Source organism: Sphingopyxis sp. PAMC25046, from assembly GCF_004795895.1.
Taxonomy (GTDB): domain Bacteria; phylum Pseudomonadota; class Alphaproteobacteria; order Sphingomonadales; family Sphingomonadaceae; genus Sphingopyxis.
Window position 1 is genome coordinate 3638073 of the sequence record NZ_CP039250.1, and the last position, 26065, is coordinate 3664137.

31 protein-coding genes are annotated in these 26065 nt (G+C 65.1%); 13 read left to right on the forward strand and 18 right to left on the reverse strand.

The window, feature by feature from the left end:
- Positions 1-53 precede the first annotated feature (53 nt).
- A complete protein-coding gene (locus E5675_RS17080; protein ID WP_136175547.1) occupies positions 54-578 on the reverse strand; it encodes a hypothetical protein in 525 nt (174 codons plus the stop codon).
- A gap of 525 nt (positions 579-1103) precedes the next feature.
- Here E5675_RS17080 and E5675_RS17085 point away from each other — a divergent pair.
- Both E5675_RS17085 and E5675_RS17090 read left to right on the forward strand, forming a co-directional pair.
- Positions 1104-1796, forward strand: coding sequence for a helix-turn-helix domain-containing protein (locus E5675_RS17085; protein WP_136175548.1), 693 nt, complete (start codon positions 1104-1106; stop codon positions 1794-1796).
- 84 nt (positions 1797-1880) lie between these two features.
- A complete protein-coding gene (locus E5675_RS17090; protein ID WP_136175549.1) occupies positions 1881-2633 on the forward strand; it encodes a MerR family transcriptional regulator in 753 nt (250 codons plus the stop codon).
- Here the strand turns inward: E5675_RS17090 and queA are convergent.
- The 5 genes from queA to E5675_RS17115 form a co-directional block, all read right to left on the reverse strand.
- A complete protein-coding gene (gene queA, locus E5675_RS17095) occupies positions 2612-3658 on the reverse strand; it encodes a tRNA preQ1(34) S-adenosylmethionine ribosyltransferase-isomerase QueA (protein ID WP_136175550.1) in 1047 nt (348 codons plus the stop codon). The two genes, E5675_RS17090 and queA, sit on opposite strands and share 22 nt — an antisense overlap.
- Before the next feature lie 23 nt (positions 3659-3681).
- The gene (locus E5675_RS17100) at positions 3682-4488 is read right to left on the reverse strand and encodes a peptidylprolyl isomerase (protein ID WP_247594667.1); all 807 of its coding nucleotides are present in this window, start codon (positions 4486-4488) and stop codon (positions 3682-3684) included.
- Positions 4489-4575: 87 nt separating this feature from the next.
- Positions 4576-5082 carry a pantetheine-phosphate adenylyltransferase gene (gene coaD, locus E5675_RS17105; protein ID WP_136175551.1) on the reverse strand — a complete coding sequence of 169 codons (507 nt, stop codon included), beginning with the start codon at positions 5080-5082 and terminating at the stop codon, positions 4576-4578.
- Positions 5082-6002 carry a polyprenyl synthetase family protein gene (locus tag E5675_RS17110; RefSeq protein ID WP_136175552.1) on the reverse strand — a complete coding sequence of 307 codons (921 nt, stop codon included), beginning with the start codon at positions 6000-6002 and terminating at the stop codon, positions 5082-5084. The genes coaD and E5675_RS17110 overlap by 1 nt, the downstream gene beginning before the upstream one ends.
- A gap of 6 nt (positions 6003-6008) precedes the next feature.
- The gene (locus E5675_RS17115; protein ID WP_136175553.1) at positions 6009-6272 is read right to left on the reverse strand and encodes an exodeoxyribonuclease VII small subunit; all 264 of its coding nucleotides are present in this window, start codon (positions 6270-6272) and stop codon (positions 6009-6011) included.
- Positions 6273-6345: 73 nt separating this feature from the next.
- On the opposite strand from E5675_RS17115, the gene E5675_RS17120 reads away from it, so the two are divergent.
- From E5675_RS17120 to E5675_RS17135, 4 genes are all read left to right on the forward strand, one after another.
- A complete protein-coding gene (locus E5675_RS17120) occupies positions 6346-6999 on the forward strand; it encodes a metal-dependent hydrolase (protein ID WP_136175554.1) in 654 nt (217 codons plus the stop codon).
- A 131-nt stretch (positions 7000-7130) separates the two neighbouring features.
- Positions 7131-7427, forward strand: a complete 297-nt coding sequence (locus E5675_RS17125) for a hypothetical protein (RefSeq protein ID WP_136175555.1) — start codon at positions 7131-7133, stop codon at positions 7425-7427.
- Positions 7428-7776: 349 nt separating this feature from the next.
- Complete coding sequence (gene purL / locus E5675_RS17130; RefSeq protein ID WP_136175556.1) at positions 7777-10020, forward strand: phosphoribosylformylglycinamidine synthase subunit PurL; 2244 nt, start codon at positions 7777-7779, stop codon at positions 10018-10020.
- Positions 10021-10153: 133 nt separating this feature from the next.
- The gene (locus tag E5675_RS17135; protein WP_136175557.1) at positions 10154-10891 is read left to right on the forward strand and encodes a DUF72 domain-containing protein; all 738 of its coding nucleotides are present in this window, start codon (positions 10154-10156) and stop codon (positions 10889-10891) included.
- 6 nt (positions 10892-10897) lie between these two features.
- Here E5675_RS17135 and E5675_RS17140 read toward each other — a convergent pair whose 3' ends face one another.
- A complete protein-coding gene (locus E5675_RS17140) occupies positions 10898-11236 on the reverse strand; it encodes a helix-turn-helix domain-containing protein (protein ID WP_136175558.1) in 339 nt (112 codons plus the stop codon).
- 135 nt (positions 11237-11371) lie between these two features.
- On the opposite strand from E5675_RS17140, the gene E5675_RS17145 reads away from it, so the two are divergent.
- Positions 11372-12019, forward strand: coding sequence for a flavodoxin family protein (locus tag E5675_RS17145; RefSeq protein ID WP_136175559.1), 648 nt, complete (start codon positions 11372-11374; stop codon positions 12017-12019).
- 53 nt (positions 12020-12072) lie between these two features.
- On the opposite strand, the gene E5675_RS17150 is transcribed toward E5675_RS17145, so the two are convergent.
- Positions 12073-12852, reverse strand: a complete 780-nt coding sequence (locus E5675_RS17150) for a Coq4 family protein (RefSeq protein ID WP_136175560.1) — start codon at positions 12850-12852, stop codon at positions 12073-12075.
- Between the two features lie 112 nt (positions 12853-12964).
- On the opposite strand from E5675_RS17150, the gene E5675_RS17155 reads away from it, so the two are divergent.
- Together E5675_RS17155 and E5675_RS17160 are read left to right on the forward strand one after the other, a co-directional pair.
- Positions 12965-13639: a nitroreductase family protein gene (locus E5675_RS17155; protein ID WP_136175561.1), complete on the forward strand. Its 675-nt coding sequence runs from the start codon at positions 12965-12967 to the stop codon at positions 13637-13639.
- A 30-nt stretch (positions 13640-13669) separates the two neighbouring features.
- Positions 13670-14929, forward strand: coding sequence for a DUF418 domain-containing protein (locus E5675_RS17160; RefSeq protein ID WP_136175562.1), 1260 nt, complete (start codon positions 13670-13672; stop codon positions 14927-14929).
- On the opposite strand, the gene E5675_RS17165 is transcribed toward E5675_RS17160, so the two are convergent.
- From E5675_RS17165 to panB, 6 genes are all read right to left on the reverse strand, one after another.
- Positions 14923-15327 (reverse strand): Hpt domain-containing protein, encoded by a 405-nt coding sequence (locus E5675_RS17165; protein ID WP_210727554.1) that lies wholly within the window; start codon positions 15325-15327, stop codon positions 14923-14925. The genes E5675_RS17160 and E5675_RS17165 overlap by 7 nt on opposite strands.
- A 116-nt stretch (positions 15328-15443) precedes the next feature.
- The gene (locus E5675_RS17170; RefSeq protein ID WP_136175563.1) at positions 15444-15662 is read right to left on the reverse strand and encodes a sulfurtransferase TusA family protein; all 219 of its coding nucleotides are present in this window, start codon (positions 15660-15662) and stop codon (positions 15444-15446) included.
- 13 nt (positions 15663-15675) lie between these two features.
- The gene (gene der / locus E5675_RS17175; RefSeq protein ID WP_136175564.1) at positions 15676-17061 is read right to left on the reverse strand and encodes a ribosome biogenesis GTPase Der; all 1386 of its coding nucleotides are present in this window, start codon (positions 17059-17061) and stop codon (positions 15676-15678) included.
- A gap of 46 nt (positions 17062-17107) precedes the next feature.
- Positions 17108-18442, reverse strand: a complete 1335-nt coding sequence (locus tag E5675_RS17180; protein ID WP_136175565.1) for a PQQ-binding-like beta-propeller repeat protein — start codon at positions 18440-18442, stop codon at positions 17108-17110.
- Between the two features lies 1 nt (position 18443).
- The gene (locus E5675_RS17185; RefSeq protein WP_136175566.1) at positions 18444-19217 is read right to left on the reverse strand and encodes a tetratricopeptide repeat protein; all 774 of its coding nucleotides are present in this window, start codon (positions 19215-19217) and stop codon (positions 18444-18446) included.
- 113 nt (positions 19218-19330) lie between these two features.
- Entirely contained in the window at positions 19331-20194 is an 864-nt protein-coding gene (gene panB / locus E5675_RS17190) for a 3-methyl-2-oxobutanoate hydroxymethyltransferase (protein ID WP_136175567.1), read from the reverse strand.
- A gap of 126 nt (positions 20195-20320) precedes the next feature.
- Here panB and E5675_RS17195 point away from each other — a divergent pair, with 126 nt between their 5' ends.
- The 3 genes from E5675_RS17195 to E5675_RS17205 are packed head-to-tail and all read left to right on the forward strand — an operon-like array spanning position 20321 to position 21170.
- Positions 20321-20743, forward strand: a complete 423-nt coding sequence (locus E5675_RS17195) for a hypothetical protein (protein WP_136175568.1) — start codon at positions 20321-20323, stop codon at positions 20741-20743.
- Positions 20744-20746: 3 nt separating this feature from the next.
- The gene (locus E5675_RS17200) at positions 20747-20956 is read left to right on the forward strand and encodes a hypothetical protein (protein WP_136175569.1); all 210 of its coding nucleotides are present in this window, start codon (positions 20747-20749) and stop codon (positions 20954-20956) included.
- A 49-nt stretch (positions 20957-21005) separates the two neighbouring features.
- The gene (locus E5675_RS17205) at positions 21006-21170 is read left to right on the forward strand and encodes a helix-turn-helix transcriptional regulator (RefSeq protein WP_348769830.1); all 165 of its coding nucleotides are present in this window, start codon (positions 21006-21008) and stop codon (positions 21168-21170) included.
- A 59-nt stretch (positions 21171-21229) separates the two neighbouring features.
- On the opposite strand, the gene E5675_RS17210 is transcribed toward E5675_RS17205, so the two are convergent.
- From E5675_RS17210 to E5675_RS17225, 4 genes are read right to left on the reverse strand one after another with little or no spacing between them, the layout of a single operon-like run.
- Complete coding sequence (locus E5675_RS17210; protein ID WP_136175571.1) at positions 21230-22159, reverse strand: aldo/keto reductase; 930 nt, start codon at positions 22157-22159, stop codon at positions 21230-21232.
- Entirely contained in the window at positions 22156-23232 is a 1077-nt protein-coding gene (locus tag E5675_RS17215; RefSeq protein WP_136175572.1) for a glycerophosphodiester phosphodiesterase, read from the reverse strand. The genes E5675_RS17210 and E5675_RS17215 overlap by 4 nt, the downstream gene beginning before the upstream one ends.
- The gene (locus tag E5675_RS17220; RefSeq protein ID WP_136175573.1) at positions 23229-23579 is read right to left on the reverse strand and encodes an ArsC family reductase; all 351 of its coding nucleotides are present in this window, start codon (positions 23577-23579) and stop codon (positions 23229-23231) included. Before E5675_RS17220 ends, E5675_RS17215 begins: the two co-directional genes overlap by 4 nt.
- Before the next feature lie 55 nt (positions 23580-23634).
- Positions 23635-24312: a cyclic nucleotide-binding domain-containing protein gene (locus E5675_RS17225; RefSeq protein ID WP_136175574.1), complete on the reverse strand. Its 678-nt coding sequence runs from the start codon at positions 24310-24312 to the stop codon at positions 23635-23637.
- A 268-nt stretch (positions 24313-24580) separates the two neighbouring features.
- On the opposite strand from E5675_RS17225, the gene E5675_RS17230 reads away from it, so the two are divergent.
- Positions 24581-25954: a 3-deoxy-7-phosphoheptulonate synthase class II gene (locus E5675_RS17230; protein ID WP_136175575.1), complete on the forward strand. Its 1374-nt coding sequence runs from the start codon at positions 24581-24583 to the stop codon at positions 25952-25954.
- Positions 25955-26065 lie beyond the last annotated feature (111 nt).

Sequence of the window (26065 nt, forward strand, 5' to 3'; positions counted from 1 at the left end):
AGCGGTGCCTACTCTTCCGGCTACCGTCCGCGGTTCGCCCGCGGACGAATTCGCTAAATCGGGGAAACGGTGATCGTGATCGTCTCCGAATATTCGCCGGCAAGCAGTCCGGCTTCGCCCGAAGGCTCGCCGAGTTCGACCGCCAGGCGCATGCCGTCGGTGGCGATGCCGCCGTTGCTGGAAATGACGCCCCCCGCCAAAAGCTGACGGCTGTTGAAGGACCGGCTCACCACCTGCTGCGACGGCAGTCGCACCGGCATTTCGACGGCCAGATTATAGGGAAGGACACCGCTGTACGGGCCCTGCCCGTTCGGCATCGTCGTGTGGGTCAAGCCGCCGCGAGCGCCCTTGATCGTCATCGTGAAAGGGACATTGCAATCGAACGCGACGCGCGTTTCGATGCCGAGGCCGCGGCGTTCGAGATTGCCGAAATCCATGTCCTGGACGCTACCCATCGCGCAATGCTGGCGGATGGCACCGCTGACCGCGATGTCGAGTGATCGGACGTTCTGGATTTCTTTCGCGTTCGCAGGCACAGCGACAGCCGCCGCGGCGAGCGCAAAGAGCATGAACCTCATGACTCAACCCCCCAAAAAACCAAACGGTTTCCGGCCCCGCTTTGCGGATGACCTTTGGGCATCCCCCGACGCCCGGGGAGTCGCGACCCGACTCACCCCCCTCCGTTAAGAAAAACTTACTACAGAGATTAAGTTAGGTTCACACCCATAAAATTGGACCGACGGAAAATCGGCCGGACGCCGATGCCCTTCAACTTCCACGGAAATGCTGCATTTTGGCGGCTATCTAGGGTTAACTGCCCCCGTGCGCCAGCGAGCCCGGGCCCAACAGCGTCCAAAATCGGGACAAGAAGCTTAAAAAGCTTAACTTCATATTTCGATATAAGTTAACTTTTAGCAGATCGGCAAATCGAAAAACGCCGGAAATCCGCGGAAAGACGGTGCTTGACCGGTCGCAATCGGCGCACGCTTCGGCTCGCGTGCCGCGGATCGATCTTGCTGAGCCATATCCCCGAGAGCATGGCTCCATAGTGTGCCCCCGCCCTTAACCACTCCACAACCGATTGCCCCGCATAGGGCTGGCCCATGCCCATTCACGCGATGATCGAACAGGAAAAGGACGCCGCCGACGGAGCGCGCGGCGCCGCGCGCATGCACATGCGTCTGGAAACCTCGGGGTCGCTGGACGGCCAGCAGGGCACCGCCGTCATCATCCACAATCTGTCGGCCACCGGGATGCTGATCGAAACCACCTCCGATCTCGACATCGGCCAACGGATCACGGTGAGCTTGCCCGAAACGCCCGACTGCACGGCGTCCATCGTGTGGCGAAGCGAGGCACTCGCCGGTTGCCGTTTCGACCGGCCGCTCTCGCGCGCCGCGCTCAGCGCCGCGCAGCTGCGCAATCCACTCCCGCAGGACGTGGACCCCGCCACCGTCGCGGCGGACAGCGAGTTGCTGGCCGACCGGCTGCTTCGGTTGCGGCAGGAACGCGGTCTCAGCCGCGTCGAGCTGTCAAACCGGACGGGCTTCAGCAAGCCGAGCATCTGGGCATGGGAAAGCGGCAAGACGATGCCGCGGCGCAGCAACCTGATCGCGCTGGCCGAGGTTTTTGGCCTATCCGAACGCGAACTGCTCGCCGGAGCGCCCGCCGCCGCTTCGCCCGAGCCGTCGGCGACGACGAACCGGCTGCATGAACTGATCGAGACGAGCCGCGAAGCAATCGCCACGTTGGCCGGCGTAGAGCCCGACAAGGTCCGGATCACGATAGAATATTAGCGCCCCTCGCTGCACGCACATTAGGGCTTGACCCTTACGCTGCGTCATCCCCGATAGGTCCGTCCCGCAATGAGGAGACGGTGAATGCGGACGGTTCGGCAAGTGGCGAAGGCAGCGGGTATCAGCGTCAGGACGCTGCATCATTATGATGCCATCGGCCTGCTGAAGCCCGGCCATGTTGGCACCAACGGCTATCGCTATTACGGCAGGGAGGAGTTGCTGCGGCTGCAGCAGATCCTCTTTTACCGCGAACTCGGCCTGCCGCTGGCGGAGATCGCCGCCGTGCTCGACGATCCGGCGTTCGACCCGCTGGCCGCGCTGCATGAGCACCGCGCCGCTCTGGAAGGCCGGATCGGCCATTATCGGACCCTCATCCGCACCATCGATCGCACGATCGCATCATTGGAAAAGGACGAGGACATGAACGACAACGACTATTACGCTGGCATCGCCCCCGAAACGCGCGACCGCTGGCAGCGCGAGGCCGAGGAATTCTGGGGCAAGGATGCCGTCGCAGCCGCCCAGGCAAAGGCACGGACCTTCAGCAAGGAACAGGTCGCCGCGATCCAGGCCGAAATGGAGGCGATCCGCGCCGACTTCCTGCGCCTGTTCCGCGAGGGCGCCGATCCCGCCTCCGAAACGGTGCAGGCGGTGACCGACCGCCATTATCGCTGGGTCTCGCACAGCTGGACGCCCGATGCCGCGGCGTTCAAGGGCCTCGGGCGCTATTATGTCGAAAACCCAGAATTTCGGGGTACCTATGATGCCGGGGACTTGCCTGGCTGCCCCGAATTCATCGCCGAGGCGATGGCGATCTATGCCGACCGGTCGCTCTGACGCGGCAGCAGCAGGCTGGCATCGCCATAGCTGTAGAAGCGGTATTCGGCTTCGATGGCGTGGGCGTATGCCGCCTGCATCGTCTCCAACCCCATCAACGCGCTGACCAGCATGAACAAGGTCGAGCGCGGCAGATGAAAGTTGGTCATCAGCCCGTCGATAGCCTTGAAGCGGTAGCCCGGGGTGATGAAGATCGCGGTGTCGCCCGCGAAGGGCGCGATGGTGCCGTCGTCGGCGGCGGCGCTTTCGAGCAGGCGCAGGCTGGTCGTCCCGACCGCGATCACGCGCCCGCCGCCCGCGCGGACCGCATTGAGGCGGGCGGCGGTCGCGGCGTCGATCCGTCCCCATTCGGCGTGCATGATATGGTCGTCGGTGTCGTCTGCCTTCACCGGCAGAAAGGTTCCGGCGCCGACGTGAAGCGTCAGCGTCTCGCTTCGGATTCCGGCCGCCGCGACGGCTTCGAGCAACGTCGGCGTAAAGTGCAGCGCGGCGGTTGGCGCTGCAACCGCGCCATCCTCGCGCGCGAACATCGTCTGATAGTCGCGGCGGTCGTCGGCGTCGGTCGCGCGCTTGCCCGCGATATAGGGCGGCAGCGGCATCGTGCCTGCGCGCTCGAGCAGCAGTTCGACCGGCTCGTCGCCGGCGAAGGCGAGAATGAAACTGCCGTCGGCCAGCCGCTCCTCGGCGAGCGCCTGGACGCCTGCGCCGAAATCGACCGTCTCGCCGACGCGCAGCCGCTTGGCGTTGCGTACGAAGGCTTGCCAGCGGCGGAGGTCGATCCGCTTGTGCAAGGTCGCGCCGATTTTCGCGTCGCCTCTACGCCCCTCGAGCTGCGCCGGGATGACGCGCGTATCGTTGAAGACGAGGCAATCGCCGGGGCGTAACCACGCCGGCAGATCGCGCACCCCGGCATCCCTAATGTCCCCGCCATCGACGACAAGCATGCGCGCCGCATCGCGCGGGCGCGCGGGGCGCAGCGCGATGCGTTCACTGGGCAGCTCGAAATCGAAGGCGTCGACGCGCATGATGGTTCGCGCGCCTCCCCGGATTACTGGCTGATCGGGGCGTTGAGCTCGTCAGCCGTCACGGTGGGCACTACGGCAGGCGCGGGCACCGTCTCGGTCAGCATCGATGCCGGCGGCATCGGCTTGTTGTCGGCGGCGACCGAAACCTGGACCATGCGCGACATCACTTCAGGCGGCTCGCCCTTATGAATCGCATCGATATACTGCATTCCCGACACGACGCGGCCGAAGGCGGTGTAGCGGCGGTCGAGCGAGAAGCGCGGCTGGAGCATGATGAAAAACTGACTGTTCGCGCTGTCCTCGCTCTGCGCGCGCGCCATCGACAGCGTGCCGCGCAGGTGCGGGGTCGGATTGAATTCGGCCTTGAGGTCGGGAAGCTGCGACCCGCCCTGCCCCGTCGCGGTCGGGTCGCCCGTCTGCGCCATGAATCCGTCGATCACGCGGTGGAACTTGATCCCGTCGTAAAAGCCCGCGCGCGCAAGCTGCTTGATGCGCTCGACATGGTTCGGCGCGACGTTGGGATAGAGCTGGATCACCACGCGCCCGCCCGTCGAGAGGTCGAGGTTGAGCATATATTCGGGGACGCCCATATATTGCTCGGGCGCCATTGCCGGAACTGCGGGCGCGTCCGCCGCCGGCGTCCCGTCGGCCGCCTCGGGCGCGGGGGCGGGCGTTTCGGCCGGCGCCGGAGCGGGTGTTTCCACCGGCGGCGCCGGCTGGCTTCCCTCGGGGTTCGGCGAGGGCGCGGGCGGCGCTTCCTGCGCCACGGCGGCCGTCGCGAGACCGAACGCCATCGCCGTCAATACCAAGGGGCGGAAGGAAGATTTCATGCTGGATCGGCCTTTGTGTAACATTCCGGAATTGCGCCCCGTCCGGCGCGCCCTAGCTGGAAAAAGCTGAACGCTCAATGGATGGTATCACCCTTCGCCCTGGCGAAGGCCGCGTTCGGCGATACGCGCGGTGACCGCCTCGCGCACCGCGGGGGTCACGAATTTATGGATGTCGCCGCCGAAGATCGCAATTTCCTTGACCAGACGCGAAGCGATCGGCTGCAAGCCGACGTCGGCCATCAGGAAGATCGTTTCGATCCGGTCGTTCAACTGCTGGTTCATCCCCGCCATCTGATATTCATATTCGAAGTCGGCGACCGCGCGCAGCCCGCGGACGATGACACTCGCCCCCTCGCGCTCGGCAAAATCCATCAGCAGCGAGTTGAAGCCGACGACGCGGATGTCGCCCTCGATCGACGCGACCTCGGCCTTCACCATCGCGATGCGTTCGTCGTCGTCGAACATCGGCGACTTGGTGATGTTCGTCGTCACCCCGATCACCAGCCGGTCGACCAGCTTTGCGCCGCGCCGGATGATGTCCATATGGCCGAGCGTGATCGGATCGAACGTGCCCGGATAAACCCCCACCCGCATCAACGGTCCCTTTCCACGACATAGCGCGCGATCGCGCGCAAAAGCGCCGCCTCTTCGCCGAAGCCGGCAAGATGCTGGATCGCCTGTTCGACGAGCAGCGTCGCCTGTTCGCGCGCGCGCTCCAGCCCCATCAGCGTCACGAAGGTCGCCTTGCCCGCGGCTTCGTCCTTGTGCAGCGCCTTGCCCGCCAGCGCCTCGTCGCCTTCGACATCCATGATGTCGTCGGCGATCTGGAAGGCCAGCCCGATGTCGCGCGCATAGCCGCGCAAGGGGCGCCGCCCCTCGGGCGGGATGCGCGCGAGTATCGCACCCGCCTCGACCGAAAAGGCGATCAGCGCGCCGGTCTTGAGCTGCTGGAGCCGCGTCACCGTCGGCAGGTCGAAATCCGATGTTTCGGCGGCGAGATCCATCATCTGCCCGCCCGCCATGCCCGCCGGCCCCGCGGCGCGCGCAAGTTCGCAGCAAAGCTCGCCGCGCACGAACGGGTCGGAGCTGGTCGCCGGGTCGCACAGCCATTCGAAGGCGAGGGCGTGGAGCGAATCGCCCGCGAGCACCGCCGTCGCCTCGTCGAACGCCTTGTGCACCGTCGGCTTGCCGCGGCGCATATCGTCGTCGTCCATACACGGCAAATCGTCGTGGATCAGCGAATAAACGTGCATCGCCTCGACCGCCGCGCCGACCCGCAGGGTCAGCGCGCGATCGACGTGGAACAGGTCGCCGGCCGCGCGGACGAGCATCGGACGCAGCCGTTTCCCGCCGGCGATCGCCGCGTGGCGCATCGCTTCATAGAGCGGCCCACGCGGGTCGGCGGGCACGGGCAGCAACTGGTCGAACAACCGGTCGATCCCCGCCACGACCTCGGCCTGGGTCGAAAGCAGCAATTTCGTGCCCCGCGAAAGCTGGTCGTCGGCGAGCGCCATGACCGATCAGCTTTCGCCGAAGGGGGTGGTTCCCGCAGGACGGCCGTCGGCACCCAGGCTGACCTGCTCGATCCGCGCCTGCGCCGCCGCAAGCCGCGCTTCGCAATGGCCGCGCAGCGCGTGGCCGCGCTCGTAAAGCGTCACCGATTCCTCAAGGCTGACGTCGCCGCTTTCGAGCCGCCGCACGATCGTTTCAAGCTCGCCCATCGCGGCTTCGAACGACAGCGAGGCGATGTCGGGCGCGGCAGCTGGGTCGGGGGTGTCCGTCATGGCCCCTGCTTTGGCCCCTTCGCCCCCTCGCGGTCAAGCTTGACGTGGTGATTTTGCCCGATAGCGTCGCACCATGTTCATCGGCCATTTCGCCCCGGCGCTGGTCGCCGCAGCCCGCCCACGGGCGGCGGGGCTCGGAACGCTGTTCGTCGCGGCGCAGCTTGTCGACATCGGCTTCGCCTTGCTGCTGACCCCCAGGATCGAGGCGATGCGCATCGTCCCTGGCATCACCGCGATGAACCCGATGGACCTCCATCATATGCCCTATACGCATAGCCTGCTCGGCGCGGCGCTCTGGGCCGTCGCCTTCGGCCTGCTGGTCCAACTCGCCACGAAGTGCCGCGAGGCTGCGATCGGCGCCGCGCTGGTGGTCGTCTCGCACTGGTTTATCGACCTGCTCGTCCATATCCCCGATCTCACGCTCTATGGCGCACCGCCGAAGCTGGGGCTCGGACTATGGAATCATCCGATGATTGCGATGTCGCTGGAAATACTGCTGATCGGCGCCGCCTTTCTCTATTATGCCCGCCGTACCGAAGCCTCCGCGGGCAATCGCCGGCTGTGGATTCTCGCCGGACTTCTCGCCTTTGCGCAGGCGACCGACTGGTTCGGGCCAAAGGAGCCTGTCTATTCGCTCGCCATCCCGGCGACGATGCTCTTCGCTTACGCGTTGCTTGCCGGTACCGCGGCTTGGGCGGGAGCGGGCCGGCGGCGCCTGCCCCGCTGACCCTTTCGCTTCAGCGCAATCACGCTTCGGTTTTTTGCAATTGCTGGCGCGCGCCTCGCCGGCCATGTTGCACCGCACAAGAAGAGAGGGGCTCGAAGGCAAGTTTTGTTCAACCGACAAGGACTTGCACCATGAAAAACTATATTCTCCCCGCCCTTGGTTTGCTCGCGCTGGCGCCGACCGCCGCGCTCGCCAAGGACGAACCGGTCAAGCGTTTCGAGCATGAAGGCTCGACCTATAGCTATACCGTCACCAAGGTGGGCGACACCCGCGTCATCAGCGGCGTCGAGGAACGCACCGGCAAGCCGTTCACGCTCCGCGTTGGCAGCCACCGCGTCCGCGGCACCGTCGGCTCGCAGCAGGTCAGCTTCACGCTCCGCGACGTCGAACCGCTCAAGGTCGAGACGACCACGCTCGCTTCGCGCTAAAACAAGCTCCGACCGCAGACCCCATGATGTTTTCGCATCATGGGGTCTGTTCGTTTTGCGCCTGTGCCAAGAGCTTCCCCTCCCGAATTGGAAACGCCGTGATCGAGCCGGGCCGTTCGCTGGCAAGGAGTGGGGCGCCGCGCGGGCTGGTAGCCCGTGCAAGCGCCGCGACGCCGTCCAGCGGGCGGCCCGGCTCGACCCCGGAGGGGCGGGTCGATTTTGGCCCATTGCGGCGCTGCTCGTCGGTCACAATGCGATGACATTGCGCCCTCCTCGCGCCTTGCACTGGGTCAAAATCGACTCCGTCACGGCGCTTCCAATTCGGGAGGGGAAGCTCTAAAGGCGCGCCATGACTCAGCAAGCGCCCGCTATCACCCCCGAAATCGTCGCCGAGCATGGGCTCTCGCCCGAGGAATATGATCGCGTCCTGAACGCGATCGGGCGCGAACCGAACCTCGTCGAACTCGGCATCTTCTCGGTCATGTGGTCCGAGCATTGCAGCTATAAGAGCTCGCGCATCCATTTGAAGAAACTGCCGACCGAGGCGCCCTGGGTGATCTGCGGCCCCGGCGAGAATGCCGGCGTCATCGACATCGGCACCGGCCCGGACGGCAAGAAGCTCGCCGCGATCTTCAAGATGGAGAGCCACAACCACCCGTCGTATATCGAACCCTATCAGGGCGCGGCGACCGGGGTCGGCGGCATTTTGCGGGACGTCTTCACCATGGGCGCGCGTCCGGTCGCGAACCTCAACGCGCTGCGCTTCGGCCGCCCCGACCATCCGAAGATGAAGCACCTCATTTCGGGCGTCGTCCACGGCATCGGCGGCTATGGCAATTGCGTCGGCGTCCCGACCGTCGGCGGCGAGGTCAATTTCCACAAGGCCTATGACGGCAACATCCTTGTCAACGCGATGACCGTCGGCGTCGCCGAGCAGGACAAGATCTTCTATTCGGCCGCATCGGGCGTCGGCAATCCAATCGTCTATGTCGGCTCGAAAACCGGCCGCGACGGCATCCACGGCGCGACGATGGCAAGCGCGGACTTCGGCGAGGATGCCGAGGAAAAGCGCCCGACGGTGCAGGTCGGCGACCCTTTCACCGAAAAATTGCTGATCGAGGCGTGCCTCGAGCTGATGGCGTCGGACGCGATCGTCGCGATTCAGGATATGGGCGCCGCGGGCCTCACCAGCTCGTCGGTCGAGATGGCGTCGAAGGGCGGCGTCGGCCTCCACCTCAAGATGGACGATGTGCCGCAGCGCGAAACGGGCATGACGGCATACGAAATGATGCTGTCCGAATCGCAGGAACGCATGCTGATGGTGCTGAAGCCCGGCAAGGAAGAGTTTGCGAAAGCGATCTTCCACAAATGGGAGCTCGATTTCGCGGTCATCGGCACCGTCACCGATACGGGGCGGATGGTGCTCGAACATCATGGCGAGATCGTCTGCGACATCCCGCTCGCTCCGCTCGCCGACGATGCCCCGCTCTACGACCGCCCGCACGTCGCGACGCCCAAGCAGGTCGAACTGACGAACGTCCCCGAGACACAGGACGTCGCCGCCGATCTCAAGACATTGATGGGCACGCCCGACATCGCCAGCCGCCGCTGGATCTGGGAGCAATATGACAGCCAGGTCGGCGCCGACACGGTGCAGACCGGCGGCGACGCCGCGCTCGTCCGCATCCACGGCACCAACCGCGCACTCGCGATGTCGACCGACTGTACTCCGCGCTATTGCTATGCCGACCCCGTCGAGGGCGGCAAGCAGGCGGTCGCCGAAACCTGGCGCAACATCAGCGCGGTCGGCGCCACGCCCTTGGCGATCACCAATTGCCTCAACTTCGCCAACCCGCAGCGCCCCGAAATCATGGGCCAGATTACCGGCTGCCTCGACGGCATGGCAGAGGCGTGCCGCGCGCTCGACTATCCGATCGTCTCGGGCAACGTCAGCCTCTATAACGAGAGCAAGGCGACCGGCGGCGGCAGCGCGATCCTGCCGACCCCCGCGATCGGCGGCGTCGGGGTGATCGAAGATCTGAACAAGGCGGTCGGCATCGGCTTCAAGCGCACCGGCGACATCGTGCTCGCGGTCGGCGAACGCGCCGGCCATCTTGGCCAGTCGGTCTGGCTGCGCGAAATTCTGGGCCGCGAGGAAGGGCCGCCGCCGCCCGTCGACCTCAAGGCCGAAAAGCGCACCGGCGACTTCATCCGGGGGGCGATCAACGCCGGTTGGATCACCGCCTGCCACGACGTGTCCGACGGCGGCATGGCGGTCGCGCTTGCCGAAATGGCCTTGAAGTCGAACATCGGCGTGCTGGTGAGCGAGGAACAGCCCTTCGGCGTCGCCGAAAGCTTCTTCGGCGAGGATCAGGGGCTTTATCTGGTCACCGTCTGCGACACCTGCCTCGCCGACTTCCTCGACGCCGCGGGCCGCGCCGACGTGCCGGTCGATCCGGTCGGTCGCACGATCAAGGACCGCATCGTCTTCGAACTCGAGGGAAGCGACCATCAGGTGACGCTCGCCGAACTGCGCGAGGCGCATGAGGGCTTTTTTCCGAACCTGATGGGGGCCGACGCAGCGCTGGCATAAGCCCCGCCGAACACTCTAACCCGTTCGCCCCGAGCTTGTCGAAGAGCCGTTCTTTCTTTAGCCGTTGCAAGGAAGAACAGTGCTTCGACAACCCCGGATCAGGTCCGGGAACGAACGGGATAGGTGGTGATTCATGAGCATCCATGTCGGCGTCGGCGGCTGGACCTTCGAACCGTGGCGGGGCACATTCTACCCCGACAAGCATCCGCAGAAGCGCGAGCTCGAATATGCCGGCCAGCATTTGACCGGGATCGAGATCAACGGCACCTATTACGGCAGCCAGAAGCCCGAGAGCTTTGCCAACTGGGCCGCCTCGGTGCCCGACGGTTTCAAGTTCAGCGTCAAGGCGTCACGTTTCACGACCAACCGCAAAGTGCTGGCCGAGGGCGCGGCGTCGATCGAGAAATTCCTGACGCAGGGACTGACGCGGCTCGGCGACCGGCTGGGTCCGATCCACTGGCAATTCATGGCAACGAAGAAATTCGACCGCGACGATTTCGCGGGCTTCCTCGACCTGCTTCCCGACAGTCAGGACGGCCTCAAGCTGCGCCATGCGATCGAGGTCCGCGACGAAAGCTTCCGCGATCCGGCCTTCATCGACTTGGCTCGAGAACGCAACATGGCAGTCGTCTACGCCGACAGCGACGAATTCCCGTGCATCGACGAACAGACCGCCGACTTCACCTACGCACGGCTCCAGCGCAGCCAAGAGGATGTCGAAACGGGTTATGACGACAAGGCACTCGACCATTGGGCGAAGCAGGCGCGCGAGTGGGCCAGGGGCGACCGCGACGTCTTCCTCTTCTTTATATCCGGCGCGAAGGTGCGCAACCCCGCCGCGGCGCAGGCGCTGATCGCGAAGCTCGGCTGACCGACCTCACTGACCGCCGGCGCTCGGCGGCTGCAGATTGCGTTTCCCCCACTCGCATAGCGGCGTGAGCGCTTCGTTGAGCGAAGCCCCCAGCGCGGTGACCGAATAATCGACGCGCGGCGGGACCTGATGGAACATCTCGCGGTGGACAAGGCCGTCGGCCTCCATTTCGCGCAATTGCTGGATCAGCATCTTTTCGCTGATCCCGGCGATGCGGCGCTTGAGCGCGCCGAAGCGTACGGGCGTATCGTGAAGCTCCCAGAGAATCAGCGCCTTCCACTTCCCGCCGATGATCTCGAACACCGGCCCAAGACCGTCATTATAGGGTTGATTGCGTGTCGTCACGATCGCCAATTCTTACCTGATGGTGAGTATATAACAAAATAGTAGGTAGTTGATTGATAGAAAGTATAACGCCACTCCCTTTCGTCAACAAGACGCGGCAACCGTGCCGCGCCCAACACGAAAGGATTGGCCGATATGTCCGAAAAACTACTCATTCTTGTCGGAAGCCCGCGCCGGAATGGTAACAGCGCGACACTGGCCGACGCCGTCCGGCGCGGCGCCGAGGCAGCGGGCAGCGATGTCACGCTGCGGTTTCTGGACGATCATATTTCCGGCTTTCTGCGCGATTGCCGCCAATGCCGTCGCCCCGACGGCGAGTGCACGATCGACGACCCCTATCGCGCGCTGTTCTTCGAAGATTTTCTGCCCGCGCGCGGGGTGGTTTTCTGCTCGCCCATCTATTGGTACGGCGTGTCCGCCCAGATCAAGGCGTTCTTCGATCGTAGCTTCTGTTATTATGCGGCCTCCTATCCGGGGTCCGAGGATGCGCTCGCGGCGATGGCCGGCAAACGGCTCGGCGTCGTGTTGGCGTCGGAGGAAACATATCCCGGCGTCGCGCTCGGCATCGTCCACCAGATTCAGGAGTTTTCCCGCTACACCGGTTCGGACTTCGTCGGCGTTGTACGCGGGGCTGGCAACAGCCGCGGCGAGGTCCGCCGCGATCCGGCGAACCCCGTCGGCGACGCCGAACGGCTAGGCAGGGAATTTTTCGCCCGGTCCTATTCCGACTATCGGCTGGAAACGCCGCGCAGCCCGCGCGTCTGGCCCGAACAAGCGGCCTGATCGCCAGCGGTTCGGCATCGGTCCCCGGCCTTCGCCGGGCCGATGTCGGGAATTCAGGCCGCCGCGGCCTTTGCAGCGAGGAAGTTGTACGGGTCGATACCGCGGTTGCGGTACGCACGGTGCGCTTCCTCATAGAGCGTCGGCTTGGCGATGCCGAGGCGTGCGCGCGCGGCTTCGAGCGGTTCGGCGAGCAGCGCGCGGATATCCTGTTCGATGATCGCCTTCGATGCCTTGCCGTTGCGCTGCCCTTGGCGGATCGCGCCGAACACCGGGGCGTCGCTCTTGATGCTGCGCTTCACCTCGTAACCGCCGGCATAGGCGATGAAGAAATTGCCGTAATTGCCCGTCTGGCCATAGGTGAAACCGAGCACGCACTGTTCGCCGAGCGCGTCGCGGCCATAGCCGGTGAGGATGTGGAACAGGTCGTGTGTGTCGCGCAGGCGGTTCGAATACCATTGCACCTGATCGTCATATTGCGGGCGCCCCATCTTCTCGCTTTCGGCGACGAGGCCCGCAGCCGACAGGCCCTCGCGGCGCATGAAGGTGACATAGGCGTGGCCCACACTGCCTTCGGGCAGAGCGTCGATCCAGCCATGATCGTCGAGCAGGTCGGGCAGATAGGGCTCGCGCTCCATCAACTTCTGCCCGAAATCGCTTGTCACAAAGGCGCGCGCGTCGTCCATGAACCCCTTGCGCGGCAAATTCTCGAAGATGTGGAAGACCTGTTCGGTGTCTTCCTTGTCCCTGATCAGCTTGCGAAAGTGCTGGAACGCCTTGAACGGACGGAATTTCTGCGGCTGGCGATCGGGGTGGGAGAAGATGGTCGGGGTCATGGTTCGCCTCGATGGAATCGTGTGTTGCTTTCAAACTAGTCTTACTGACAGAAATGTCAATAGTGTGTGAACGGGGCTGGCGGGATCACCGCAGCACCGATAGACCGGCGTCATGAAACCGCACGCCACCATCCCCTATACCGCGCTGCCCGCGATGAATGATGCCGAGCGCATCGCCGCCGCCGAGGCGTTTCGCGACCATGTCGCCCGGCGGCGCACCTGCCGCATGTTCACCGACGCACCCGTGCCGCGCGCCGTGATCGAGGCGGCGATCGCCGCCGCCGGCACCGCGCCGAGCGGCGCCAACCACCAGCCTTGGCATTTCGCCGCAATCGCATCGCCCGCGATCAAGCACCGCATCCGCCTGGCCGCCGAGGAAGAGGAGCGCGAATTTTACGCGAGCCGCGCCGGGCAGGAATGGCTCGACGCGCTCGCGCCGCTCGGAACCGATGAGGACAAGCGATTCCTCGACATTGCGCCTTGGCTGATCGTCGTCTTTGGCCAGCGGCGCGGCGGCATCGCGGCCGGCGAATCGCGGCAGAATTATTATGTCACCGAAAGCGTCGGCATCGCCTGCGGCCTTCTCCTGACCGGATTGCACAACGCGGGGCTCGCGACGCTGACGCACACTCCCTCGCCGATGGGTTTCCTCCGTGACATTTGCGGGCGCCCCGCCGACGAAAAGCCGGTGATGCTGGTGGTCGCCGGCCACCCAGCCCCCGACGCGACGGTGCCCGTCCATGCGATGCGCAAGAAATCGCTGGATCAGATCAGCAGCTGGCTGTAATATTTAAATAATACAGCACGGAAGGGCGACATGGTCGAAACTGGTAAAGACGGCGCGCGGCTCGTCTCCCTCGACGCCATTCGCGGCGTTGCGGTGATGGGCATATTGGCGATGAACATCGTCGCCTTCGCCCTGCCCTTTCCGGCCTATGCGAACCCCGCCGCCGGCGGGCCGCCCAGCGGCGCCGATGTTGCGACGTGGTTCTTCAACTTCGTCTTTGTCGATTCGAAGATGCGCGGCATGTTTTCGATGCTGTTCGGGGCAAGCACTTTGCTCGTGATCGACAGCGCCGCCGCGGCCGGGCGCAGCGCGGCGGGCGCGCATTATTCGCGGATGTTCTGGCTCGCGATCTTCGGCCTCATCCACTTCTATCTGATCTGGTTCGGCGACATCCTTTTCCTCTATGCGATGTGCGGACTGCTGCTCTTCCTGTTCCGCAATCTTTCGGTGAAGGCGCTGCTGCTCTGGTCGATCCCCTTCTTCCTGATCGGCATCGCCGTACCGGGCAGCTTGTGGACGTCGCTCGCGATGGCGCAAGCGGGCACGCTGCCGCCCGACGTCGCGGCGAGCATGAAGGAGGCGCTCGCGCAGATGAATGCCGACATGGGCCCGTCGACGCCCGCCTATGCAAAGGAGATGGCGCTCTATCTCGGCAGCTATGCGGGCATCGTCGCGCACCGCACCGGCGAGATGGGAAGCGATCCCCTCTTCTTTCTCGGGCTGTTCGCCTGGGAAACGATCGGCCTGATGCTGATCGGCATGGCGCTGTTCAAATCGCGCATGCTGACCGGGGAATGGGGGGCCGCCCGCTACCGCAAATGGGCGCTGACCTGCTTCCTCGTGGCCGCGCCGCCGCTGATCGGCCTCGCCCTATATCAAACGCGCGCGGGCTATGACGCGGTGGCGATCTTCGGGTCGACGATCGCGCTGTCGATCCCGTTCGACACGCTGATGACCGTCGGCTGGGCGGCGCTGATCATGTTCCTGATCAAGACCGCGACGAACGACGCCGTGCGCGTTCGCCTCGCCGCGGCGGGGCGCATGGCCTTCACCAACTATCTCGTCACTTCGATCGTGATGACGACGATCTTCTACGGCTATGGGCTGGGCCTCTTCGGAAGCGTCGGCCGCCTGCCGCTCTATCTTTTCTGCTTCGGCATGTGGGCCGCGATGCTGCTGTGGTCGAAGCCTTGGCTCGAACGCTATCACTATGGGCCGCTCGAATGGCTGTGGCGCAGCCTGTCGCGCTGGCGGGTTCAGCCGATGAAGAGGGTCGCGATCGCTCAGTAACTTACGGCGCGGCCGAAGCCCGAAGGACGCCGCTGGACGAGCGGATTGGCTTCGCGCTCGAGCGCGGCCAGCGTTTCTTCGAACAGCCGGCGCAGGTCGACGACGCGCGGCAAATATTCGTCGGGACTGGTCTGGCTTTCGACGCAAGCCCGCGCGAACATCTCGATATCCTCGGCCAGCGCGCCGAGCTTCTCGCCGCCGAACTGGCGCGCTTCGCTCTTCAGCGTGTGCGCGGGCATGACGAGGCCGCGCGCGTCGCGGGCGCGCATCGCTTCCTCGATGGCGGCGACCGATTTGGTGCCGTCCTCACGAAAATAGCCGAGAATCCGTACGAAAGCGGCGCCCAACTGGGTGCGCGTCGCGCGGAACTCATCCCAATCGACCAGAATTTCGTCCAATGTTCTGTCCCTTGGTATTCATATTCGGCCGTGGTCCCGGCCGTTCCATGCCCAACTTGGGTAAAAAAGACGTTACAATGACGGATCGCGCGCGGCCAAAGCCGCCCCGTTTTGGATCAACCGCGCCGCACGCGCCAGCGCCCCGCATCGGCAGCAACCGCGTCGCCTTCGACCAGCCAGCCATGTTCATCGGCCAAAGCGGCGACTTCGCGCCCCGCCTGCGGATCGTCGGCGATCAGCAGCACCTCGTGCGCGTCGCGCATCGCGCGGGCGAGGCGCAGCGCAGGCCAGGGGCAGCGCATCCCGCGCGCATCGACGGTCACCGGCGGCGCCATCGCTTAAGCCCTGTCACTCGTCATAGGGATTGCGCGAGTTGCGGAAGTTGAGCCGCACCGGCACGCCCTGGAACCCCAGTTCCTTTCGCATCCCGTTGACCAGATAGCGTTCATAGCTTCCCGGCAGCGCGTCGGTGCGCGATCCGAATACCACGAAGGTCGGCGGCCGCGTGCGCGCCTGTGTGATATAGCGCAGCTTGATCCGCTTGCCGCCGGGTGCCGGTGGCGGGTTGGCGGTAACCGCGCCTTCGAACCAGCGGTTGAGCCGCGCGGTCGACACGCGGTTTGTCCATATCTCGCGCTGTTCGAACGCGACGCGCACCAGCGTGTCGATGCTCTTACCCGTCGCGCCTGAAATGCTGAGCACGGGCACGCCCTTGACCTGGCTCAGCCCGTCGTCGAGCGCGGTGCGGACGCCGTTGAACAGCGACGACGGATCCTCGGCGATATCCCATTTGTTGAGCGCGACGATCAGCGCGCGGCCTTCCTGCAGCACCTTGTCGGCGATACGCAGATCCTGCGCCTCGAGCCCTTTCGTGGCATCGAGCAGCAGCACGACCACCTCGGCGAAATCGACCGCGTGCAGGGCATCGGCGACCGACAGTTTCTCCAGCTTGTCGACGACCTTTGCGCGCTTGCGCATGCCGGCGGTGTCGAACAGCTGGATCTCGTGGACCTCGCCGTCCTTTTCCCACTGCCAGTCGACGCGGATCGAATCGCGGGTAATCCCGGCCTCGGGCCCGGTGATCAGCCGGTCTTCGCCGATCATGCGGTTGATCAGCGTCGACTTGCCCGCGTTCGGGCGGCCGACGATCGCCAGCTTCATCGGGCCGAGCGGCGCATCCTCATCCTCTTCGCCGTGCGCCAGCGGAAGGGTTTCGGCCTCTTCGGCGCCATATCCCTCGACAATCGGGCGGAGCGCATCGAACAGATCGACGACACCTTCGCCATGTTCGGCGCTCAATGCGATCGGATTGTCGAAGCCGAGCGAATAGCTCTCCATCAGGCCGTTTTCGCCCTGTTTCCCCTCCGCCTTGTTGACGAGAAGGATTATCGGTGTGTCCTCGCTGCGCAGCCAGCGCGCGATTTCCTCGTCGAGCGGGGTGACCCCGGCGCGGCCGTCGATCATGAACAGCGCCGCATCGGCCTCGCGCACTGCTTTTTCGGTCTGGACGCGCATACGGCCGGGCAGGGTCGCCGCGTCCTGATCCTCGAAGCCGGCGGTGTCGACGATGCGGAATTCGAGCCCGAGCAGCTTGGCATCGCCTTCGCGGCGGTCGCGCGTCACCCCCGGCTGGTCGTCGACCAGCGCCAGGCGCTTGCCGACGAGCCGGTTGAACAGCGTCGATTTGCCGACATTGGGCCGGCCGACAATGGCGATCGTCGCGTGTCGCGACATGGCTTGCTTCCTATCCTATCCGGGCCGCCCCGGCCCGGACGCTATGTCAGCGCCAGGCCGTGATCGTCCCGTCGTCCGCGAGGACGTACAAAATATTGTTCGCGACCACCGGGGGCTGCGACAGCGACGATTTGAATTCGGTCGATCCGAGCAGCGATCCGTCGGTGGGCGAATATTCCGCCAGCGTCCCTTCGCTGTTGACCGCGATCAGCCGCCCGCCGGCCAGGATCGGCCCGGTCCAGCGGATCGGGTCCTTTTTCTTCTTTTCGGTTTCGACGCGGAAACGCGCGAGTTGCTGGAGCCAGCGGACCTTGCCCGACGAGCGCGCGACGCAGAGCAGCTTGCCGTCGTCGGTCATCGCATAGACCCACTCGCCGACCACATAGGGGGTCGAGATGCCCGCGATGGAGATTTCCCAGCTGCGCTGGCCGGTGACGAGCTCATAGCTCGCCATGCGGCCGCCCTGGCCGAGCGCGAAGACATGACCGCGGTCGATGACCGGATCGGCATCGACGTCGGTGAGCGTCGACACCGACAGCGCCATCGACGTGCGCGCGAGCGCGTCTTCCCAAAGGTCGCGGCCATTTTCGTAACGATAGGCCTGCACTTCGCCCGACGAGAAGCCGGCGACGATCGTCCCCTGTCCCGCCGCGGGCGACGCCGCGCCGAACACGCTGCCGGCCTCGGTCGATGCCGTCGCCTGCCACTGCACCGCGCCATTGGCTGCATTGAGCGCGTAAATCTGGTTGTCCTGGCTGATCACATAAACGCCGCCGAACGCGATGGTCGGCGCGCCGCGCAGCGGACCGGTCGGCTTCACTTTCCAGATCACCGAGCCGTCGGCGACATTCAGCGCCGCGACATCGCCAACGCCGCTCGTCGCATAGACGACATTACCGTCGACCGCGGCGCCGCCGCCGAACAGCGAATCCTTGAAGTCCTTCCCGGTACTGCCGATCGCCGCGCTCCACAACTTCGCGCCGGTATCGGCGGCAAAGGCCGAAACCACGGCATCGGTATCGACGGTGAACAACCGGTTGTCGGCGACCACCGGCGACGAGGCGAGACGCTGTTTGTTGGTGCTTCCCGCGATGCTCGCTTCCCACAGCTTCGCGCGCGTCGCACCGAGCGCCGGATGGCCCATCGATTTCGACGCATTGCCGCCCGACTGGGCCCAGGCCGCATTGACCGCCGGTTCGGGCAGGACGACCGCCATCGCCGCGGTGGCCGGATCGACCTTGATGCTGTTGTCGTTCGACAGGATCGACACGCGATCGCCGATCGTCGGCGTCTTCGGCCCGCCGTCGCCCTTGAACACCCCGCATGAAGCAAGCGGCAGCGCCAGCAGCGCCGCATAGATCCCGTAACGCGTGTTCCGCATATTAATTGGCTTCCTCAGTCTTCGCGGTTGCCGCTGCCTTGGGCGCAGCATCGCCTTTCTTTTCGGCGGCGGCGCTTTCCGCCGCCCTGTCGGCAACCGCGTCGACGCCGAGCATGCCTGCCATCTGCACCGAACGCGATTGCAGCGACCGCGTCACGTCGGGCAATTTGGCGATGCGGCCATAGAGCGCGCCGGCCTGATCGAACTGGCCGAGCTGATAATGCGCCGTCGCCGACAGTTCGGCGGCGCTCGCGAACCAGCTCGACGCCGGATCCTTGGCATCGACCATCGGCTTCATGCGCGCGATCACCGTCTCGGGCTTCAGCGTGTCATATTCGAAAGCGGTCTGACGGATCAGTGCGAGGTCGCGCAGCGCCTGATCGAGCTTGGTGTCGGCGGCGACCTTTGCCATCAGCGCGGCGGCGGCCTTGAGGTCGCCGGCCTGCGCCTTGATGTTCGCTTCCTGCATCTGCGCCACCGCGCGATAGGCGGGATCGCCCTCCACCGCGATCTTCTGCAGGTCGGCGGTCGCGGCGCGCGGCTGGTTGGTACCGAGCTTTTCGAACGCCGCGATCAATTCCTCGGCCTGCTCGCCGCGCGCGGCATCCTGCCTGTGATCCCAGAAGAGATAGCCCCCGAACGCCAGCAGCGCGGCGACCACGCCGCCGATGATCCACCGGCCGTAACGCTGCATGATCGTGTCGAGCCGGTCCTTGCGGACGGCTTCGTCGACTTCCTGCAACAGCGCAGCGTCATTCGTCGGGCTCAGGGCCAATCAAACCTCCATAACTCAATAGCGGCGCTGGGCCGGCCCGCTTCCTTAGCGATGGCGCGGGGAAAGGCCAAGCGTTTCACTTTGGGTCGTCGCCGCGCCGTCGGTCCGCGCCTTCAACCTGCGTAGGTCTGATCCTCGGTGGGGAATGAACGGGACCTGACTTCGTCGGCATAGTCCTTCACCGCGCCACTCACGACGCCCGCCATGTCCTGATACCGCTTCACGAATTTCGGAACGCGTTCGAACATGCCCAGCATGTCGTCGGTGACGAGCACCTGGCCGTCGCACTGCGCCGACGCCCCGATGCCGATCGTCGGGCAATCGACCTTGTTCGTGATCTCGATCGCGATCGATTCGAGCACACCCTCGATGACGATCGAAAAGGCGCCCGCCTGCGCGACGGCGACGGCGTCCTCGACGATCGAGCGCGCCTCCTCCTCGCTCTTGCCGCGCACACCATAGCCGCCGAGGATGTTGACCGCCTGCGGGGTCAGCCCGACGTGGCCCATCACCGGGATGCCGCGCTGGGTCAGGAACTCGATCGTCGGCGCGAGCACCTTACCGCCCTCGACTTTCACTGCCGCAGCGCCGGTTTCCTTGAGCAGTCGCGCGGCATTGTCGAACGCCTGCTCGGGGCTCCCTTCATAGCTGCCGAAGGGCATGTCGACGATCACCGCGGCATGATAGCTGCCGCGTACCACGGCGGCGCCGTGCAGCGCCATCATATCCATCGTCACGCCGACCGTGTGCGGCAGGCCGTAAATCACCTGCGCCAGCGAATCGCCGACGAGCAGCATGTCGCAATGCGGGTCGAGCAGCTGCGCCATGCGGACCGTATAGGCGGTCAGCATCACGAGCGGTTCGCCACCCTTGCGCTGGCGAATCCGCGGCACGGTCAGGCGTTTCATCGGCTGCGGCGTCGGATTCGCGCGGCTGGTCGAGGTGTCGAGGGTGAGCGTTTTGGGGAGCGTGGACATGGCGCGGGGACTTAGCGCCTAACGATCGTACGCGAAAGCGGCAAAGCCCGACCATGTTATCTTTGATTGACTCAATGTTAAAAATATTATACATAAGGTTCGAATCATATGACATGGAGCTGAGCGATGTCCTTTCGGGAAAAGATTCATTGGGTCACGCTGGTGACGATGATTCTGGCTTTCGGTTGGTATTTCCTCGTTTACCCGTGGCGGATCATCGGGAGCCCGGCGGGGGTGATGGCGACCGCCGGCATGCTGGTGCCCGTGACAATCGCGATCATCGTGGCGATGACCGTCGCGACCGCCTTTCTGGCAATCCGCAGCCCGCGCGAGGTCCATGCGCGCGAGGATGAACGCGACCGCAGCTTCCACATGCGGGGCACGCATTTCGGCTATTATCCGCTCGTCGTCGGCATCTGGATCAACATCTTCCTGATCTTCTGGGGCATGGGGCAGGCCGAGCAGCTCAATCTGATGATCGCGACGCTCGTCCTGGCCGAACTCGTGCGGATCGGTACGCAACTCTATCTCTATCGCCGGGGCTATTGAGCCATGGCCTATCTCATCGCAGATGCCGGAGACCACCAGATGAATTTCCGCGAAAAGACCGCTTGGCTGAACGTCATCGCCATGGTCGCGGCCTACAGCCTCTATTTCGGGCTTCTCCTCTCCGGACGTCCCGCCGGGCGCGCTATCGTCGCGGCCGAGTTGGTGAACAGCGCAGTCGTCCTCCTCAGCTACCGAAAGGGCTGGCATGGCTAGACCGCCCTTCACCAACGACATCCGCACGCTGCGTTTCCTCGCAGGCGAAATGACGCAGGGCGAACTCGGCGACCGCGTCGGCGTCACCCGCCAGACGATCGCGGCGATCGAGCAGGGCAAATATTCCCCGTCGCTCGAGGTCGCCTTCCGCATCGCGCGCGTCTTCGGCAGGCCGCTCGATACGGTCTTTCAGTGGAACGAAGGCGGCGATTGAGACAGCGCGGCCGCGCGGGCCCGGACCGGCGCCTCCCCCCGGTGGCGCCGGTCCGGGCTTCAGGCTTCGCTCAACGCCGCGAGCTGCCCGTCGCTCAAGTCGAGATCGAGGCTGCCTATCAGTTCGTCGAGCTGCGCCACCGTCGTCGCGCTGGCGATCGGTGCGGTGACACCCGGCTGCGCGGCGACCCAGGCGAGCGCGATCTGCGACAGCGTCGCGCCGGTCTCGGCGGCAATGCCGTCCATCACCGCGAGCACCGCCGGGCCTCTTCCTTCGAGATAGGGTTTGACGCGCGCGCCGCGCGGGCTTTTCCCGAGGTCGTCTGGCTCACGATATTTGCCCGACAGATAGCCCGAGGCGAGACTGAAATAGGTGACGACGCCCAGCCCCTCGTCGATGCAAAGCTGCTGCAAGGGACCCTCATATTGCGTTCGGTCGATTAGGTTGAGTTCGGGCTGCATCGCGGTGAAACGCGGCAGACCCTTGTCATCCGCAACGCGCAGTGCCTCCGCCAACCGCTCGGCCGAATAGTTGGACGCGCCGATCGCGCGCACGATGCCCGCATCGACCAGTTCGGCAAAGGCACCAAGCACCTCGTCGAGCGGCACGTCGGGGTCGTCCTTGTGCGCGAAATAAAGGTCGATGACGTCGGTGCCGAGCCGGTCGAGCGATCCCTGCACCGCCTCGCGGATCCGTTCGGGCTTGAGGCCGCCGGGCATCATCCCGACCTTGCTCGCGATCAACACCCTGTCGCGCGCGCCGCTTTCCTTCAGCCATGCGCCCATCATGCTTTCGGATTCGCCGCCCTTGTGCCCAGGGACCCACGCCGAATAGACGTCGGCCGTGTCGATCATCCCGCCGCCACGCTCGACGAAGCGGTCGAGCACGGCGAAGCTCGCTGCCTTGTCCGCCGTCATGCCGAAGACGTTGCCGCCAAGGACGAAGGGCCGGATCGAGAGGCCGCTTTGGCCCAGCGCGCGTTCGGTCATCGCGAAACTCCTTTTGCCACCGCGGCCACCGCCTCGCGCGGGTTGTCACTGAACAGGCCATCTATCCCGGTTGCAAGATAAGCGGTGATCTCGCCCTTCAGGTCGCCATGGCCCGCAGGATTGATACTGGCCTTGCCGCCGAGCGGCAGGAAGTAATTTTCGCGGCGAAACGTCCAAGGATGCACTTTGAGCCCCGCGGCGTGGGCGTCGCGCACCAGCGCGGTCGGCTTGTCAAGCCGGCCCAGCGTGGCGCGCGGGATCACCATCGTCTTGTTCGGGCCGATGCCGTCGGCATAGCCGGCGATCATCTTCAGCCCCGCGGGTGACGCCATGGCGGCATAGCTGGTGCCCGGCCGGTCGGCGGGCCCGCCGCCCGCGTCCATCAACTGGATCAGCGGCAGGTCGCTCTTTGCGCGCAGGTCGATCAGATTGCCGACCTCGAAACTCTGGATGAACACCGATGCTGTGCGGCCGCGATAGCCGAAGCGACCCAGCATCGCGAGCAGCGGAGCCTCGTGCGGCAAGCCGATCGAGACGAAATAGCCGGGGTGCTTGGTTTCGGGATAGACGCCCACGGGCCGGTCGCGACCCTTGTTCACCTCGGCGAGCAGCGTCAAAATCTCCTCGAAGGTCGGAATCTCGAACTGTCCGTCAAAGTCAGTGCTGCGCAGCTGCGGCAGGCGTTCGCGCGCGCGCAGCGTCTTCAATTCCGCGAGCGTGAAATCCTCGGTGAACCAGCCCTCGACCTTTTGTCCGTCGATCGTCTTCGTCGCCTTTCGGCCCGCGAACTCGGGATGATCGGCGACGTCGGTAGTCTCCGAAATCTCGTTCTCATGCCGCGCGACGAGCACGCCGTCCTTGGTCAGCACCAGATCGGGCTCGATGAAGTCGGCGCCCTGCTCGATCGCGAGGGCGTAGCTCGCGAGCGTATGCTCGGGCCGCTCGCCCGATGCGCCACGATGCGCGATCACGATCGGCGGCTTGCCATCGAGGGTCGGCTGCGCGGTCACGTCGTCAGCCGTGCAGCCCGTGGACAGCATCAGCGCCGCCACAGCCAAAACCGGCCGGATCATGCCGCAAACCGCGCCTGCCAGTCCGCCGGCGAAAAGCCGACACTCACGTCGTCACCGGCTTCGACGACCGGCCGCCGGATCATTGCCGGTTGCTCGAGCATCAACGCCTTCGCCGCGGCGGCGTCGAGCCCCTGCTTCTGCTCGTCGGGCAGCTTGCGAAAGGTCGTTCCGGCCCTATTGAGCAGCTTTTCCCAGCCCACTGCGTCGATCCAGCCCTGTAGCCGCGCCGCGTCAAGCCCGTCCTTGCGGACGTCGTGAAAGCGGTAGGCGACGCCCTGCTCGTCGAGCCAGCGCCGCGCCTTCTTCACCGTGTCGCAGTTCGAAATGCCATAGAGAATCATCGTCATGGATCGAAGCCTAGCAGGCCATGATTGCGGATTCGAGGCCGCGAGACGGACGCGCTCAAGAAATCGGCGGCGGGTCCGCGATGCGGGTGTTCGCGCTGGCGAGTTTGCCGCGGAGCGCGCGTGCGAAGCCCTCGTGGAGGGCACCCGCGACCGCTGGATTGGCGGCGAGATAGGCGCGCAGCGCCGTCGCGGGCACGAACCACAGCCGCGCGTTGCTGCCGAGGACGACCGTGCCCGTCGCATGGGCGCCGTCGAGCGCGGTCGCTTCGCCGATCAACGCGCCGCCCGACAATTTCCCCACCTCGACGCCGTCGCGCAGCACCGCCGCCTGCCCCTCGGCAAGATAGAAGAGGCTCGGCGCCGCCTGATTCTCGCGGATCAGCACTTCGCCGCGCTTCGCCGAAATCCAGTGCCCCTGGTCGATCAGGTCGCGCGCCGCCCCCGCGCCCAGCCCCGTGAAATGCTCGCGGCGTAGCGCTTCTTCCTCGGCCGAAAAGCCGATATTCGTTCCGCGCAGCCACAGGCGCGCCAATATGCCGATATTGACCGCCAATATCGCGAGCACGAGCAGGCTGTAGCCGAGGTCCGACCCGCGAAAGAGCGTCAGCGGCAGTGCGAGGAGGGCGGCCGCGGCGAGGCCGATGCGCGCATAGTCGATGCGCACGACGAAGCTCGTCGCCAAAAGGAGCAACAGCGCCCCATAGAGGAACCACGCGGAATCGAAATTCGTCACAGCCGATCGCTCGCATCCCGACCCTGCCCCGCCTTGGAGCCTCGGTCATTGGGTGGTTGACGTTACCGATAGCCAAAAACCTTGGATACGCGCGCCCATCGCCGCTCCAAGATCCGCAATAAACTATCAGTTCCTGGCCCCGAAGAAAAGCATAGGTGCGCAAATGTCACGATAATGCTAATTTTCCGGTTTGCCCGTTCCGGAAACATTGCTTCGGGCGGGCATCCGCGCCATGGGGCGCTGGATTCGAAAGCGAAAAGACAAGCAGATGACGAAAAATTGGCAACCGCATAGCTGGCGCTCGCACGAGGCCCGCCAGCTTCCCACCTATCGCGACGCCGACGCGCTCGCGGCCGCCGAACGCGAGCTCGCAAATTATCCGCCGCTCGTCTTCGCGGGCGAAGCGCGCGAACTGACGAGCGAGCTCGCGCGCGTTGCGGAGGGCAAGGCCTTCCTGCTGCAAGGCGGCGACTGCGCCGAAAGCTTTGCAGAATTCCACCCGAACAACATCCGCGATACCTTCCGCGTGCTGCTCCAGATGGCGGTCGTGCTGACCTTTGCCTCGAAGATGCCCGTGGTGAAGCTCGGCCGCATGGCGGGCCAGTTCGCCAAGCCGCGCTCGGCCGACATGGAGGACATCGATGGCGTGTCGCTGCCGAGCTATCGCGGCGACATCATCAACGACATCGCGTTCGAGGAAGCGGGCCGCGAGCCCGACCCGGCGCGCATGGTCAAGGCTTATAACCAGTCGGCGGCGACGCTGAACCTGCTGCGCGCCTTCGCGAATGGCGGCTATGCCAATCTGCACCAGGTCAACGCCTGGACGCACGACTTCATGGACCGCAGCCCCTGGGCCAAGAAATATCAGGAAACCGCCGCGCGGATTTCCGAAGCGCTCGCCTTCATGGAAGCGTGCGGCGTGACCCCCGAAACGGTGCCGCAGATCAAGGGCACCAGCTTCTACACCAGCCACGAGGCGCTGCTGCTCCCCTATGAACAGGCGCTCACCCGGCAGGACAGCCTGACCGGCGGTTGGTACGACACCTCGGGCCACTTCCTGTGGGTCGGCGACCGCACCCGCTTCGAGGGCTCGGCGCACATCGAGTATCTCCGCGGGATCGGCAACCCGGTCGGGATGAAGTGCGGGCCGAGCCTCGAGCCCGACGCGCTGCTGCGCCTGCTCGATACGCTCAACCCCAATCATGTCGCGGGCCGCATGACGCTGATCACGCGTTACGGCCACGACAAGATCGAGGCGCATCTGCCCAAGCTGGTGCGCGCGGTGAAGGAATCGGGGCATCCGGTCGTCTGGTCATGCGACCCGATGCACGGCAATGTCATCAAGACCTCGACCGGGTACAAGACGCGCCCCTTCGAGCGGATCCTCGCCGAAGTGCGCGGCTTCTTCGCCGTGCACCGCGCCGAGGGTACGCACGGCGGCGGCATCCATATCGAAATGACCGGCCAGAATGTCACCGAATGCACCGGCGGCGCGATGGACGTGACCCAGATGGATCTGGCCGACCGTTACCACACGCATTGTGACCCGCGCCTCAACGCGGGGCAGAGCCTTGAACTGGCGTTCCTGCTCGCCGAGATGCTCAATCAGGAAATGGCGGACCGGGCGAAGCAGGCGGCGTAACAGCTCGTTCGATAAAATAACGTCGCCCCCGCGAAGGCGGGGACCGCTGGCAAGCTTGAGTTAGGCCGATGGCGGCCCCGCCTTCGCGGGGGCGACGTATATTCTCAGCGC